13 protein-coding genes are annotated in these 13313 nt (G+C 68.5%); 6 read left to right on the plus strand and 7 right to left on the minus strand.

Annotated elements, in window-relative coordinates; all coding sequences use genetic code 11:
* Nucleotides 1–9: 9 nt before the first annotated feature.
* Nucleotides 10–1008 (minus strand): cytochrome d ubiquinol oxidase subunit II, encoded by a 999-nt coding sequence (locus C5C07_RS02515; RefSeq protein WP_004973420.1) that lies wholly within the window; start codon nucleotides 1006–1008, stop codon nucleotides 10–12.
* Complete coding sequence (locus tag C5C07_RS02520; RefSeq protein WP_115804486.1) at nucleotides 1001–2425, minus strand: cytochrome ubiquinol oxidase subunit I; 1425 nt, start codon at nucleotides 2423–2425, stop codon at nucleotides 1001–1003. The genes C5C07_RS02515 and C5C07_RS02520 overlap by 8 nt, the downstream gene beginning before the upstream one ends.
* Before the next feature lie 228 nt (nucleotides 2426–2653).
* Between C5C07_RS02520 and C5C07_RS02525 the strand changes: the two genes are divergently transcribed.
* Nucleotides 2654–2860: a hypothetical protein gene (locus C5C07_RS02525; protein WP_115804487.1), complete on the plus strand. Its 207-nt coding sequence runs from the start codon at nucleotides 2654–2656 to the stop codon at nucleotides 2858–2860.
* Nucleotides 2861–2905: 45 nt separating this feature from the next.
* Here C5C07_RS02525 and ilvA read toward each other — a convergent pair whose 3' ends face one another.
* A complete protein-coding gene (ilvA, locus tag C5C07_RS02530; protein ID WP_004973413.1) occupies nucleotides 2906–4117 on the minus strand; it encodes a threonine ammonia-lyase in 1212 nt (403 codons plus the stop codon).
* Nucleotides 4118–4473: 356 nt separating this feature from the next.
* Between ilvA and C5C07_RS02535 the strand changes: the two genes are divergently transcribed.
* Nucleotides 4474–5865 (plus strand): MATE family efflux transporter, encoded by a 1392-nt coding sequence (locus C5C07_RS02535; protein WP_115804488.1) that lies wholly within the window; start codon nucleotides 4474–4476, stop codon nucleotides 5863–5865.
* Between the two features lie 135 nt (nucleotides 5866–6000).
* On the opposite strand, the gene citZ is transcribed toward C5C07_RS02535, so the two are convergent.
* Complete coding sequence (gene citZ / locus C5C07_RS02540; protein WP_115804489.1) at nucleotides 6001–7140, minus strand: citrate synthase; 1140 nt, start codon at nucleotides 7138–7140, stop codon at nucleotides 6001–6003.
* 296 nt (nucleotides 7141–7436) lie between these two features.
* Between citZ and C5C07_RS02545 the strand changes: the two genes are divergently transcribed.
* The gene (locus C5C07_RS02545; RefSeq protein WP_050458590.1) at nucleotides 7437–8645 is read left to right on the plus strand and encodes a potassium channel family protein; all 1209 of its coding nucleotides are present in this window, start codon (nucleotides 7437–7439) and stop codon (nucleotides 8643–8645) included.
* A gap of 69 nt (nucleotides 8646–8714) precedes the next feature.
* Here C5C07_RS02545 and C5C07_RS02550 read toward each other — a convergent pair whose 3' ends face one another.
* Nucleotides 8715–9032: a hypothetical protein gene (locus C5C07_RS02550; protein WP_004973404.1), complete on the minus strand. Its 318-nt coding sequence runs from the start codon at nucleotides 9030–9032 to the stop codon at nucleotides 8715–8717.
* A gap of 70 nt (nucleotides 9033–9102) precedes the next feature.
* Here C5C07_RS02550 and C5C07_RS02555 point away from each other — a divergent pair, with 70 nt between their 5' ends.
* Nucleotides 9103–10059, plus strand: coding sequence for a succinylglutamate desuccinylase/aspartoacylase family protein (locus C5C07_RS02555; protein ID WP_004973402.1), 957 nt, complete (start codon nucleotides 9103–9105; stop codon nucleotides 10057–10059).
* A 52-nt stretch (nucleotides 10060–10111) separates the two neighbouring features.
* On the plus strand, nucleotides 10112–11215 hold the full coding sequence (locus C5C07_RS02560) for a pyridoxal-phosphate dependent enzyme (RefSeq protein WP_115804490.1): 1104 nt from the start codon (nucleotides 10112–10114) through the stop codon (nucleotides 11213–11215).
* A 17-nt stretch (nucleotides 11216–11232) separates the two neighbouring features.
* Here the strand turns inward: C5C07_RS02560 and C5C07_RS02565 are convergent, their stop codons facing one another.
* Nucleotides 11233–12540, minus strand: a complete 1308-nt coding sequence (locus tag C5C07_RS02565) for a hypothetical protein (RefSeq protein ID WP_115804491.1) — start codon at nucleotides 12538–12540, stop codon at nucleotides 11233–11235.
* 144 nt (nucleotides 12541–12684) lie between these two features.
* The gene (locus tag C5C07_RS02570) at nucleotides 12685–12960 is read right to left on the minus strand and encodes a DUF2892 domain-containing protein (protein WP_050458595.1); all 276 of its coding nucleotides are present in this window, start codon (nucleotides 12958–12960) and stop codon (nucleotides 12685–12687) included.
* Nucleotides 12961–13096: 136 nt separating this feature from the next.
* Here C5C07_RS02570 and C5C07_RS02575 point away from each other — a divergent pair, with 136 nt between their 5' ends.
* Nucleotides 13097–13297, plus strand: a complete 201-nt coding sequence (locus C5C07_RS02575; protein ID WP_050458596.1) for a hypothetical protein — start codon at nucleotides 13097–13099, stop codon at nucleotides 13295–13297.
* The last annotated feature ends 16 nt before the right edge of the window (nucleotides 13298–13313 follow it).

The following is a 13313-nucleotide window of genomic DNA, read 5'->3' on the forward strand; positions in this document are numbered from 1 at the left end:
TGTAGTCGGTCAGGAGTACGATTCGCCGGTCTCGATTGGCCCGCTGAACGTCGAGTAGAGGATGCCGAAGTAGGCGAACACGAGCGGCAGGAGGAGCGCCGACGCGACGCTCATGATGTTCAACGGGAGCACCGAGACGATGGCGTCCGCGACGGTCAGTCCGGTCGCGGGGTCGGCCAAGGGGAACATGAGCGTCGCCACGAGCGCGACGAACGCGAACACGAGGACCGGCACGGTCGCGAACGCGAGCGTGTAGCGCCCGTCGCGGAGCGCGAGCAGGTAGCCCGCGGCGGCGGCGAGACTGACGACGACGAGCGCCAGCGGAATCGGCGCGAGGACGCCGAGGTCGGGCCGGACGGCGACGAGATAACCCAGCGTGACGACGACGAGCGCGAGGTAGGCCGCCATCGCACGGGGGCCGTAGTCGGCCACGTCGCGCTGGAGGCTCCCGCGGGTCTTCATGGCGAGGAAGCCGACGCCGGCGACGACGGTGAGCGCGACGACGGCGAGGCCGACGACGACGCCGGGGAGCGACAGGAGCGACTCCACGCCGAGGAGCCAGTGGGCGGCGAACACGCCGAGCAAAAAGGGCGTGCTCACGCTGCCGACGACGAACGCCCGGCCCCACCACGTCTGCCACGCCTCGTCGTGGCGCTGTTCGTACATCTCGGGGGCGAGCCCGCGGAGGATGAGCGCCCCGAGGATGGCGAACATGAGCAGGTAGTGGCGGCTGAAGAGGTTCGCGTACACCGCCGGGAACGCGGCGAACAGCGCGCCGCCGAACACGACGAGCCACACCTCGTTGCCGTCCCAGAAGGGGCCGATGGCGGCGAGCAGCGTCTCGCGCTCCTCGTCGTCGTCGCGGGTCGCGAAGATGGCCCCGACGCCGAAGTCGAAGCCGTCGAGGAACAGGAACATCCCGAGGATGAAGAACACGAGCCCGAACCACAGCTCTTGCAGCGGCAGGCCGAAGAGCGGGCCGGTGGCGAACGCGCCGTAGTCAGTCATCGCCGCTCACCCCCGCGGGGGAAGCGGTCTCCGCGCCCGCCGCCGTCTCGTCGACGCTCGGCGGCCCCTCGCGGATGATGCGGCGAATCACGTAGGTGTAGAGCGCGAGCAGGCCGGAGTACACGACCGCGAAGCCGACGAGCGTGAGCGTCGCCTCGAAGCCGGTGAGCCCCGGTGAGACGCCGTCACTCGTCTTGAGGACGCCCTGGATGACCCACGGCTGTCGGCCCACCTCGGTGACTATCCAGCCGACCTCGACGGCGAAGATGCCGAGGAGCGACGACCCGACGAACGCCTTGTGCAACAGGTCGTCGTCGTACAGGTCGTCGGTCCACCAGCGGTAGGCCGCCCAGAAGGCCAACAGGATGAACCAGAAGCCGGCGGCGACCATGAGCCGGAACGACCAGAAGACGATTGCGACCGGCGGGGCCTCCGTGTCGAACTCGTTCAGGCCGGTGATTTCGGCTTGGGGGTCACCCCCGCTCGCCAGCCACGACGCCCCGCCGGGAATCCCGATGCCGAGCAGTTCCTTGGCGCGCGGGTCGGTGATGTGTTCGAGGCTCGTCGGGATGGCGAAGATGTACTCCGGGACGTAGCTGTCGGTCTCCCAGACTGCCTCCATGGCGGCGAACTTCTGCGGCTGGGTCTCGTAGACGTGGCGGCCATAGGCGTCGCCGTGAATCGCCTGAAACGGCGCGGTCACGAGCAGGACGACGAGCGCGATTTTGAGCGTCTTCCGCCAGAAGCGCGCGGCCTCGCGGTCGTCGTCGGCGTCGATGCCGCGCTGCCAGACGTGGTACGCCGCGACGCCGGCCATGAACAGCGCGACCGACAGCACCGCGGCGTTCTGCATGTGGACGAACATCCACGGGAACCGCGGGTTGGCGTACGCCGCGATGGGGTCGACGAGCGAGACGACGAGTTGGCCGCTCTCGCTGGCGAGTTCGTACCCTCGCGGCGTCTGCATCCACGAGTTGGCGACGAGAATCCACACCGCCGAGAGCCACGTACCGAGGCCGACGGCGATGGCCGAAACCATGTACAGGGCGTCCGAGACCTTCTCGCGGCCGAAGACGAACACCCCGAGGAACGTCGCTTCGAGCATGAACGCCATCATCCCCTCGGTGGCGAGCGGGCCGCCGAACAGCTCGCCGGCCGCCGTCGAGAACGCCGCGAAGTTCGTCCCGAACTCGAACTCGAGGACGATGCCGGTCACGGTGCCGACGACGAACGAGACGGCGAAAATCTTCGTCCAGAACCGCCTGAGCTGTTCGTACACGGGGTCGTCGGTTCGGATATCCTTCCACGTGAAGTAGATGAGGAAGGGCGCGAGGCCCATGCTCATCACCGGGAAGATGATGTGGACGATGGTCGTGAGCGCGAACTGCAGCCGACTGGCGATGACTGGGTCGAGCATGGTTGGGTGCGGGGTCGCTGGCGCCGAGGCGAACCGGGAAGCGGGGACTTCCTTCTTAAAGGCCTTCGTATTGGGGGAGAGTCAATCCCCGCATGCTTCCCACGAACTGAAAATCATCGTAGGCGGGGTCTCCCGCCCGAATTCGACATAATCGTCCGGGTAAAAAGGCGGCGTTCGTCGGATACCGCGAACCGACGAAGATATGCCCGAACAGTTCGGATTTAGAACATGAACATCCTGTGGCAGGCCGGGTACGCCGGAGCCGTGGTTCTCGGCGTCGCGTACCTCGTTTTCCCCGCGCGAATCCACGCGTTCGGGTTCGAGTTCCTCCGCCGCTCGCCCGCGGAGGAGTCCCGCGAGTCCGACGCCCCCGTCTGGCTCTACCGCGGCATCGGCGCGCTCCTCGTGTTTATGGGCGTCACTGGACTCGTCTGAGCGGCCGGCCTCGAACCCGGTTCCCGACCGCCCCCGGCGACGCGGTCAGTCGAGGACTTCCACGTCGTAGCCCGCGTCGCGGAGCTCTCCGAGGAGCGAATCGACGTGGTCGGGCCCGCGCATTTCGAGGTCGATTTCGACCTCCGTCGCGTTCAGCGCGATTTTCCGGGAGGTGCGGTCGTGCCTGACGGCGTAGATGTTCGCCTTCTCCGCGGCGATTATCTCGATGAGCTGTTCGAGCGAGCCGGGGCGGTCCTTCAGCTCGGTCCGAATCTTGAGGTACCGGCCGGTCTCGACGAGCCCGCGCATCACCACGGTCGTCAGCGTGTTCATGTCGATGTTGCCGCCGCACAGCGCGGGGACGACGACCTCGCCCTCCTCGTAGTCGAACTTCTGGAAGACCAGCGCCGCGAGCGCGACGGCCCCCGCGCCCTCGACCAGCGTCTTCGAGCGTTCGAGCAGGTAGGTCAGCGCCACGGCGATTTCCTCGTCGGAGACGGTGACGACCTCGTCGACGCGCTCGCGGATGACCTCGAAGGGTTTGTCGCCGATTCTGCGGACGGCGATGCCGTCGGCGATGGTGTCCACCTCGTCGATGGTCTGAATCGACCCCTTGTTCAACGAGTCCGCGGCGCTGGAGGCCTGTTCCGCCTGCACGCCGATGACGCGGGCGTCGGGGAACTGCGCTTTGATCGCCGTCGAGATGCCGGAGATGAGGCCGCCGCCGCCGATGGGGACGACCACGGTGTCGAGGTCGGGGCAGTCCTCCGCGATTTCGAGACCGATAGTTCCCTGTCCGGCCATGACGTACTCGTCGTCGAAGGCGTGGACGTAGGTCCGGCCCTCGTCCGCCTCGATTTCGTGGGCCTTGGCCTGCGCCTCGTCGTAGTCGTTGCCGTAGAGGACCACGTCGCCCCCGTAGCGCTCGGTGGCTTTCACCTTCGAAATCGGCGCGTACTCCGGCATGACGATTTTCGAGTTCACGCCCGCTCGCGACGCCGCGAGCGCGACGCCCTGCGCGTGGTTGCCGGCGCTCGCGGTCACGACGCCGGCGTCTTTCTCCTCGTCGGAGAGCGTGGTGATGCGGTTCGTCGCCCCGCGAATCTTGAACGACCCCGTGCGCTGGGAGTTCTCCAGTTTCAGGTACACCTCTGCACCCGTCATCTCCGAGAAGGTGTGCGAGTACTCCAGCGGTGTCCATCGGGCGACCGCTTCGACGCGCTCGCGGGCGGCGCGTACGTCGTCAAGCGTGAGCATGGTCAGAAATCGCCCGTGTCTGTGTTTAATCGTTCGGGAACTCGTCCGTATCAGGGCCGTGATGTCAACCCTCATGGTCGTCGGTTGAGGACTCGGATTCGGCTCCGTCGACGCGCGCCGTCGCCGTCGCTCGCCGGTCGGGAAAGGGGAAAGGGGGAATGCACGCGTGTGACGTGCAACTGTCTTTCTGGTCCCCGTGCATATAAACGTCCCCCACCCGGAGTGAAAGTGAAACCGCACGACAGCGGAGACCCATCGCTCGCGTATGACACCCGTCATTCGCGCGTCGCATCGAGAGTGCCAGACGGGACCGCCGCTTCCGATACCGTCAACTGCGCGAGGTCCGTGGCCTCGGCATGAACCTCGGCCGCCTCCGGCGGGTCTGGAAGCGTATCTTCTCGCTCGCCTGGCCGGTGATGGCCGAGCAGACCGCCCAGACGGCGATGCGGACCGTGGACGTGGCCGTCACCGCCGCGCTCTCTCCCGCCGCGGTCGTCGCTATCGGCCTCGCCGACCTCTACGCTCGGTTTCCCCTCCGAATCGGTCTCGGACTCGGCGGCGGCGCAATCGCGCTCTCCAGTCAGGACACGGGGAGCGGCGCGGACGCCAACCGGAGCGAGGCAATCTCGACGGCGCTCCTCCTCGCGTTCCTCGCGGGCGTCCCGTTCCTGATTTTCGGGTTCACGCTGGGCGAGGCGGCCATCGGCGCGTTTCCCGCGAGCGACAGGGCGGTCGCCTTGGGCACGACGTATCTCGCGGTCATCTTCGCCACCTCGCCCGCCCGGTTGGTCTCGCTCGTCGGCTCGCGGTCGCTTCAGGGCGTCGGCGACACCCGGACGCCGATGCTGGTCAACGTCTTCGCCAACGTCGTCAACATCGGGCTGTCGGTCGGTCTCGGCTTCGGCCTCGTCGGCCTGCCCGCGCTCGGCGTGTTGGGCGTGGGACTCGCGACCTCGACCGCCAACGTCCTCTCGGCGGGACTGCTCCTCGCCGCGCTCGCCCGACCCGCGTCGCCGACCTCGCTGGTTCGGCCCCGCGACCGGACGGTCGCCAGCCAACTCGTGCGTATCGCCACCCCGCGGGTCGGCGAGGGCCTCGCCGCCGAACTCGCCGAGTTCCCGTTCAACGCCCTGCTCCTCGGCTTCGGCGACGCCGTCAACGCCGGCTTCCAAATCGGCCGCCGGGTCTACCAGCAGGTCGCCAGCCCGCTGGCGCGCGGCTACAACGTCGCCGCCAGCGTCCTCGTCGGGCAGGCGCTCGGAGCGGGCGACAGCGAGACCGCGCGGTATCAAGGCGGGGCGGTGGCGCTCCTGTCGGTCGCCACGGTCGGCGGTATCGGGCTCTTCCTCGCGGCGTTCACCGAGCCCATCGTCGGCCTCGTCGGCTCCGGCGGCGGCGCGGACCTCGAATGGGCCGTGAAGTTCGCCGTCGCCTACGGCCTCGCCGCGCCGGGACTGGCGCTCTTCGTCGGTCTCTCCGGGTCGCTGCAGGGCGCGGGCGCGACGCGAATCCCCTTCGTCGCCCGGCTGACCGGGGTGTTCGGCTTCTTCGTCGGCGCGTCCTACCTGCTCGTCGAGGTGTTCGGCTACGGCCCGCTCGGCGCGCGAATCGGCATCGTCCTGTCGTTCACGTGGATGGGGCTGTTCGCGCTCGTGGCGTTCTACTACGCCGACTGGGCGGGCCACGCCGACTCGCTCATGGTCGAACGCGGGAGCGTCGGCGTCGACGACGCGGGCGAAGACGACTGACCGCGAGACGGAACCAGCGACGCGGAACGGCGCGGAGAACGCGGAAGCGGGAACGGGAGCGACCGCGGGGGACGACGCGTCGCTCCGGGAGACGGGGAACGGGAAAAAGTCGCGTGCGATTCGTCGACTCGCTGCCTATCGCTCGTCGACCGACGGGAAGTCGAGACCCTTCTCGCCGGTGTAGCGGGCGCGGGGGCGGATGAGGCGGTTGTCCTCGTACTGCTCGAGGACGTGCGCTATCCAGCCGCCGACGCGCGAGACGGCGAAGATGGGGGTGTAGAGGTCGATGGGGATGCCCATCTGGTAGTACGTCGACGCGGAGTAGAAGTCCACGTTCGGCGCGAGGCCCTTCTCCTCGCCGATGTACTCCTCGATGGCGACCGACATCTCGTACCACTTCATGTCGCCGGCGGCCTCGCCGAGCGCCTCGGACTTCGCGCCGAGAATCTTCGCGCGGGGGTCCTTGACGTTGTAGACGCGGTGGCCGAACCCGGCGACGCGCTCGCCGCGGTCGAGGGCGTCTTTGACCCACTCGGTCGGGTCCATGTCGCTGTCGTCGACGTCCTTCAGCATCCGCATGACGTTCGCGTTCGCGCCGCCGTGGAGCGACCCCGAGAGCGTGCCGATGGCGGACGTGACCGCGCTGTAGAGGTCAGAGAGCGTCGAGGACGTGACCATCGCGGAGAACGTCGAGGCGTTCAGGCCGTGGTCGGCGTGGAGCACGAGCGCCATGTCGAACGTCTCGGCGAGCACCTCGTTCGGCTCCTCGCCGTTGAGCATGTAGAGGAAGTTCGCCGCGTGATTCAGGCTCTCGTCGGGTTCGACGTAGTCGTCGCCGCGACGGAAGCGGGCGTAGGCCGCGAGCACCGACGGCATCTTCGCCGTGATGCGCTTTGCCTTCTCGAGGTTGACATCGCGGTCGGTCACGTCCTCGAAGTCGGCGTTTTCGTCGTACGCCGACATCGAAGAGACGAGCGTTCGGAGCGCCGCCATCGGCGACTCGTCCTGCTCTGCGAGCTCGCGCGTCACGTCGAGAATCCCGTCGTCGAGGCCCCGGTGGGCCGCCAGCTCGTCGGAGAACGCGTCCAGTTCCTCGCGCGTCGGCAGCTCTCCGTGCCACAGGAGGTAGAGTACCTCCTCGTAACTTGCGTCCCGTGCGAGGTCTTCGATGTCGTAACCGCAGTAAACGAGTTGTCCCGCGTCGCCGTCGATGAAGCTGAGTTTCGATTCGGTGACCAGCACACCTTCCAGCCCCCGCTTCAGTTCGCCTGACATACCCAGAACGTTGCCTACCATATCAAAAAAGCGTTATCGTTTTCACTCATATGTTATCGACCGCCATACACATACAACGGCAGCCCCGTCTGCCGATTTCGTGGGCAGTCGGTGTCTAAAATAGTGTTCGACGATTGTCGTTGTTTTCGGTGCCCTTATACGGGGTTCACCGAGGGAGCCGCGCGCGGTTCGGGCGACCCGCGGAGTCATATGCGCCCGCGACGTAGTTCTCTCGAACCACGGTGGCACCACTATTCCTGGCAAGTCTTTTGCCGTCCCGTCGTGAAGGCGGGCGCATGAATCCGGAGGACATCGAGTACGAGCCTGTCAGCGTCAAGGCCGTCCTCGCCGAGATGAAAGACACCGCGGAGTTACTCATCGACCTCTCGTACTCCGCCGTCCTCCACGCGAACGACGACCTCGCGGCCGAGGTCCTCGACCTCGAAGAGCGGATGGACATCCTCCAACTGCAGGCGCGCATGAGCCTGATGATGGCGGCCCGGAGCCCCGAGGACGCGGAGGAACTCGCGCCCGTCCTCGGCGTCGTCGGCGCGGCCGAGAAGATTTCGGACGCAGCGGGCGACATCGCCAAGGTCGTCATCGAGGACATCGGCCTCCCGGACGCCATCCGCGCGGCGCTTCCGGAGGCGGTCGAGACGACGATTCGGTGCGAACTCACCGACGAGTCGCCGTACGCGGGTCGCACGCTCGGCGACATCAACATGGAGACCGAGACGGGCGTCCGCGTCGTCGCCATCCACCGCGCCGGCGAGTGGGTGACGAACCCCGACCACGAGACGGCGCTTCGCGCCGGCGACGTGCTCCTCCTCCGCGGCCGCGACGACGGCCTCCAGACCGTCCACGAGGCCGCCACGGGCCTCCGATACGACCCGCCGGACGTGCCGGAGCCGACCATCGAGGACCTCGAACGCGCCGTCGACTCCATCGTCCTGATGAAGGACATGAGCGAACTCGCGGTCGACCTCGCCTACGGCGCGGTGCTGTTCGACAGCGAGGGCGTCGCCGAGGAGGTCGAGGAGCTCGAAGCCGAGGTGGACGCGCTCAAGTCCCGGTTCGAGGCGTGGACGCTCCGCGCGGCGAGTCGGGTCGAAGACCCCGTCTCGCTCCGCGGACTCGTCCAACTCGCGAGCGCGACCGAGATGATTTCCGACGCCGCGCTCGAAATCGCCGAGGGCGTCCTCCGCGGCATCGACGCCCACCCGGTCGTCGCCGCCGCGGTCAAGGAGTCCGACGAGGTCATCATCCGCCTGCGGGTCGCCCCGAAAAGCGACCTCGCGGAGGCGACCCTCGGCGACCGGCGCGTCAAGTCCGAGACGGGGATGCGCGTCATCGCCGTCCGCCGGGCCGGCGGCCGCGAGTGGGTCGTCTCGCCGGGGTCGGAAACGCGGCTCCACGGCGGCGACCTCATCATCGCGAAGGGGACCAGAGCCGGCGCGGAGCGACTGGGCGAACTCGTCGGCGACGAGCGCGAGTTCGACGAGTAGGCCGGGGACCGAGCCGGTCCAGGCCGACCCGACTCAGCCAGACTCGACCGACCCGACCGATTCGACGGCTCAGAGCGTTTTACTCAGTCGATACGCCGAGACGAGCGTGAGCACTGTCGCGACGAGCAGCGCCGTCGCTGAGGCGAGGACGAACGCGAGGATGAGGAACCAGCCCTCGGGGCCGAGTATCGGGTACTCGCGGGTGCCGGCGAACGGGCCGAACAGTTCGAGGACCCGAAAGAGGTAGGCGACGACGGCCAACGCGAGGCCGACGGCCGCCCCGATAGCGGCGTTTCGTGGCACGTCAAGCGCCTGTACCAGTCCCCCCGTCGGCGGCCGTTCGGGAACGTCGTCTGTCACGGTCGCCGGTAGCGGCCGCGAGACCATAGCGGCAACGCTTTCCTCGGGGGCTCAGCGGACCGAACCCCTAAAGGGAGGCCGGTCCGAGGTTGGCGATATGATTACCTTGGGAACGGCGAGTGCGGCCCCCGGGGAGATGGACGTGGGCCGTCTCGAAGTCGGCGAGTCCCGCGACGGCGGGAGCGTCGGCCTACCCGTCGCCGTCATCAACGGCGCGTCGTCGGGCAAGACGCTCTACATGCAGGCGGCCTCGGACGGAGACGAACTCAACGGCGTCGGCGTCATCCAGCGGGTCGTCCCGCAGCTCGACCCCGCGGAGATTTCCGGCGCGATTCTCGTCGTCGGCATCGTCAACTACCACGCCTTTCAGGTCGCACAGCACCGCAACCCGATAGACGACACGAAGATGAACCGGGCGTACCCCGGCGACGAGCGCGGCACCTCCTCGGAGCGCATCGCGGCCGCGACGTTCGCCGCCGCCCGCGACGCCGACCTCATCGTCGACCTCCATCAGGGCTCGACGAGCCAGATGATAGACGAGGTCCGCGTCCGCTGCGGCCGCCACCACCGGATGCACGCGAAATGCCTCCGGCTCGCCAAGACGTTCGGCTGCGGCTACGTCCTCGACCAGAAGGGCCCGGACGGCCAGCTCGCCCGCGCCGGCCCGGACGCCGGCATCCCGACTATCGACCCCGAACTCGGCGGGTGCGTCGGCTGGGACGAAGAGAGCATCGAGAAGGGCGTCCGCGGCGTCTACAACGTCCTCCGCGGCTACGACTTCCTCGACGGCGACGTGGAGCTCGAAGCCCAGACCCGCGCCCGCGGCTTCGACCAGTACGGCTCGCCGGTCGGCGGCCTCGTCCGGTTCAAGCGCGACCTCGGCGAGCGCGTCTCCGCCGGCGACGTGGTCTTCGAGGTGACGGACGTGTTCGGGAAGCTCAAAGCCCGCGTCACCGCCGACCACGACGGCATCTTCTGGCGGGCGCGCCGCCTCCCGCAGGTCGCCTCCGGCGAGTACGTCTGCTCGGTCGGCATCGACCTCGACACGTACTGACTGCTGGCTCACTTCACCCGTACCACCTCACCTCACACCCACCTCACTTCCCATGACGACATCACACGACCTCCCCGCTCGGCTCCGACTCGCGTGCGACGCCTGCGGCGAGACGTACGACGCGTGGCGCTGGCGCTGCACCTGCGGCGAGCCGCTGGACTTCGCGGCCGACCCGACGCCGTCGGCGGCCGCCCCCGGCGACGCCGACCTCGACTACCGCGACGGGCTCTGGGCGTTCGACGAGTTCCTTCCGACCGAGCCGCGCGCGACCCTCGGCGAGGGGATGACGCCCCTCGTCGACGCCGCCGAGTGGGAGGCCTCGTTCAAACTGGAGTACGTCTTCCCCTCCGGCTCGTTCAAGGACCGCGGCGCGACGACGATGCTCTCTCTCGCCGCCGAACTCGGCGTCGAGCGCGTCGTCGAGGACTCGTCGGGCAACGCGGGGGCCGCCGTCGCGACCTACGCCGCGCGCGCCGGCATCGACGCCGAAATCTACGTGCCCGCGTCGGTCAAGCCCTCGAAGCTCCGCGCCATCGAGCGCGCCGGGGCCAAACCGGTCCGCATTGAAGGCACCCGGCAGGACGTGACCGACGCCTGCGTCGAGGCCGTCGAGGCCGACGACGCGTGGTACGCGAGCCACGCGTGGAACCCCGCCTTCTTCGCGGGGACGGCCACTGTCGCCTACGAAATCGCCGCCCAGCGCGACTGGTCTGTCCCCGACGCGGTCGTCACGCCGCTCGGCCACGGGACGCTCTTCCTCGGCGCGTACCGCGGCTTCCGCGCGCTCTACGAGGCGGGCTGGACCGACCGGATGCCCGAACTGTACGGTGCGCAGGCCGCCGGCTACTCGCCCATCGCCGACGCCCGCCACCACACGCCCGACGAGACCAACGACGTGGCCGACGGCATCCAGATTCTCGAACCCGTCCGCGAGGCACAGATTCACGAGGCGCTCGACGACACCGGCGGCGACGCCATCGCGCTCTCGTCCGACGCGGTCGAAGACGAACTCGACAGGCTCCACCGCCACGGCTTCTACACGGAGCCGACCTGCGCCGTCGCGCCCGCGGCGCTCCGCGAACTGCGGCTCTCGGGCGTCCTCGACCGCGACGCCGACGTGGTCGTGCCGCTCACCGGAAGCGGACTCAAGTCGTGAATCAGCTCAGAACACGGCTAACGTAGCGTCGCTCGCGACCGAAGCCAGTCGAACAGCGACCACCTGCGCCCCGCTTTTTCGTCTCTCTCTCCGGCCCCGCCGCCGCGTCCCCGGGCTTCGAGGTCGCGTCGTCGCTCGCGCTCCGCGTCGAGTTCGTCGCGGAGTCGCTGGTTCTCGTCGACAGCCTCGTCGAGCCGCGCCCGGAGCTCGCTGAAGCGGTCGAACGCGTCGCGCTCGCCGACCGGCGACGCGGTGGTCGGCGGCGGTCCCCGCGGTTCACTCTCCGGGTCGTCGGACCGCCCGTCGAGCGCGCTGTCGGACCGGCCGTCCCCCCGTCGGTCCTCGTCCGTGGGCGTCGCCGCGGGCCGAACCGCGCTCGACCAGCCGGACGGGTCGTAGAACTCGCTCGTCTCTCGAATCGCGCGGTGGACCGTCTTCGCGCCGTAGGTCGACCCGTCCGCGTGCGCCACCTCGTCCCACTTCGGCCGAAAGAGCCCGCAGTCCCGAAACAGGCGGCACATCTGGCGCGCGTCGCCGGCCGTCCAGAACGCGAGAATCGAACACAGCGCCGCGTCAGCCTCGTCGCGGTCGTCGTAGCCGCTCGTGTCCCCCCGCCACAGATGGGTGAACTTCACGCCGTTCACGGCGGTCGACGCGCGGTCGATAACCTCGTCGTCCGCGAGGTCGTTGCCCGGGCCGCTCACCTCGTCGAGACGTGCGTCGACGGGCGCTCGGTCCGAATCCGGCGCGACCGACTCGACCGCCGGGGTCGGCGACGGCTCCGGGTCGGCTTCGAAGTACGCGCCGTGAATCGCTGCGAGCACGTCGCTCCGCTCGGCAATCGCCGCGGACGTGCCCTCGAGTCGGTCGCCGGTCACGGGGAAAAAGCCCGCGTCGTCCGAGAGTCCGAGGCTTCCGGCTCGGTCACTCCCCGACGGGAGCGTCCCGCGGACGAGGACGTGATACCCCGTCCCCGAGGGATTTATCTGCGTGTGAGAGTCGAGGCGGTCGACGAGTTCCCACGCCCAGCGCTCGGTCGCGCCGGTCTCGCTGTCCCGGCACTCGCCGATGTCGACGACGACGAACGGGTCGTCGTCGGTGAAGACGTACCCCACCCCGTCGGCGGGGCCGTCCCGCGCGGACGCGAGCGCCTCGTCGAACGTCGTCCACGTCGACGGGTCGGTCACCGACGCGGGCCCGCCGGTCGCGTCCTTCAGAACCGTCGTTTCCGCTCCACCGCGCGTCTGTGTTCGCCACCCGACCCAGTTGGCCCGTTCGAGGAGGTCGTCCGGGAGCTGTTCCCGCGTCGGGAGTGGTGGCGTCATCGCTACTCCTGGTCTCGGGAGGGGCGAGAAAGGTGTTTCCCGCGAGCTATCTGCTTTGATAATTCGAGGTTGGCTGCGAGGCGTCCGCTTGCGCGGCTCACACATCGGAACACGGGCCGATGCCCGCATCTCACTCGAAAATGATTATTGCGCGCGGGGCTTGCCCGCGGATTCGGTCTCGGTCGTCTTCGCGCCCTCGTAGGTGTTGAAGCCCAGCAGGGCGTTCAGCGGGCACTTCTGGGTGACCGCCGTGGCCGCGAGGACCGCTCCGACGAGGAGCGCCGCGACCGCGATGACGAGTCCGAGGGTTCCGGCCGCGATGGTCAGGAAGCCCGCGAGGCTCGCCGCCCCGACGACGATGAGCACCGGTCCGAGGACCGCGCGCGCGATGCGGTCGTAGCCGCCGACGTTCTTCTCCATGGTTGATTCACCGGCTCTAGTTACGCGCTCCGCGGCTAAATCGTACATTGGTGGTTCCCGCGCCCGGAGAAGCGTGACTGTCGGGCCGGCCGACACGTCGGCAAACACTAACTCCCTCGGCCGCGTCTCCCCGCGTATGTCCCGGCTCGCGTTCCTCCTCCCCGGCGAAGACGACACAATCGGTCGGTTTCTGACGCTCACGCTCGTGATTTACGCCCTCATCAGCGGCTTCGAAATTCTCGGCGTCCTCTGGGCGATGTGTCTCGCGATGGCCGTCTGGACGCTCGCCACCGCGATTCAGGGGCTCCGGTACGGCTACCTCGAAGGCGCGACGTAGCCGTCGGCCTGCCGCG

This window comes from Haloferax sp. Atlit-4N (genome assembly GCF_003383025.1).
Lineage (GTDB): Archaea > Halobacteriota > Halobacteria > Halobacteriales > Haloferacaceae > Haloferax > Haloferax gibbonsii.

Coding starts and splice junctions, on each gene's coding strand:
- C5C07_RS02515 (WP_004973420.1), bottom strand. CDS start 1,008: ATGACTGACTACGGCGCGTTCGCCACCGGCCCGCTCTTCGGCCTGCCG.
- C5C07_RS02520 (WP_115804486.1), bottom strand. CDS start 2,425: ATGCTCGACCCAGTCATCGCCAGTCGGCTGCAGTTCGCGCTCACGACC.
- C5C07_RS02525 (WP_115804487.1), top strand. CDS start 2,654: ATGAACATCCTGTGGCAGGCCGGGTACGCCGGAGCCGTGGTTCTCGGC.
- ilvA (WP_004973413.1), bottom strand. CDS start 4,117: ATGCTCACGCTTGACGACGTACGCGCCGCCCGCGAGCGCGTCGAAGCG.
- C5C07_RS02535 (WP_115804488.1), top strand. CDS start 4,474: ATGAACCTCGGCCGCCTCCGGCGGGTCTGGAAGCGTATCTTCTCGCTC.
- citZ (WP_115804489.1), bottom strand. CDS start 7,140: ATGTCAGGCGAACTGAAGCGGGGGCTGGAAGGTGTGCTGGTCACCGAA.
- C5C07_RS02545 (WP_050458590.1), top strand. CDS start 7,437: ATGAATCCGGAGGACATCGAGTACGAGCCTGTCAGCGTCAAGGCCGTC.
- C5C07_RS02550 (WP_004973404.1), bottom strand. CDS start 9,032: ATGGTCTCGCGGCCGCTACCGGCGACCGTGACAGACGACGTTCCCGAA.
- C5C07_RS02555 (WP_004973402.1), top strand. CDS start 9,103: ATGATTACCTTGGGAACGGCGAGTGCGGCCCCCGGGGAGATGGACGTG.
- C5C07_RS02560 (WP_115804490.1), top strand. CDS start 10,112: ATGACGACATCACACGACCTCCCCGCTCGGCTCCGACTCGCGTGCGAC.
- C5C07_RS02565 (WP_115804491.1), bottom strand. CDS start 12,540: ATGACGCCACCACTCCCGACGCGGGAACAGCTCCCGGACGACCTCCTC.
- C5C07_RS02570 (WP_050458595.1), bottom strand. CDS start 12,960: ATGGAGAAGAACGTCGGCGGCTACGACCGCATCGCGCGCGCGGTCCTC.
- C5C07_RS02575 (WP_050458596.1), top strand. CDS start 13,097: ATGTCCCGGCTCGCGTTCCTCCTCCCCGGCGAAGACGACACAATCGGT.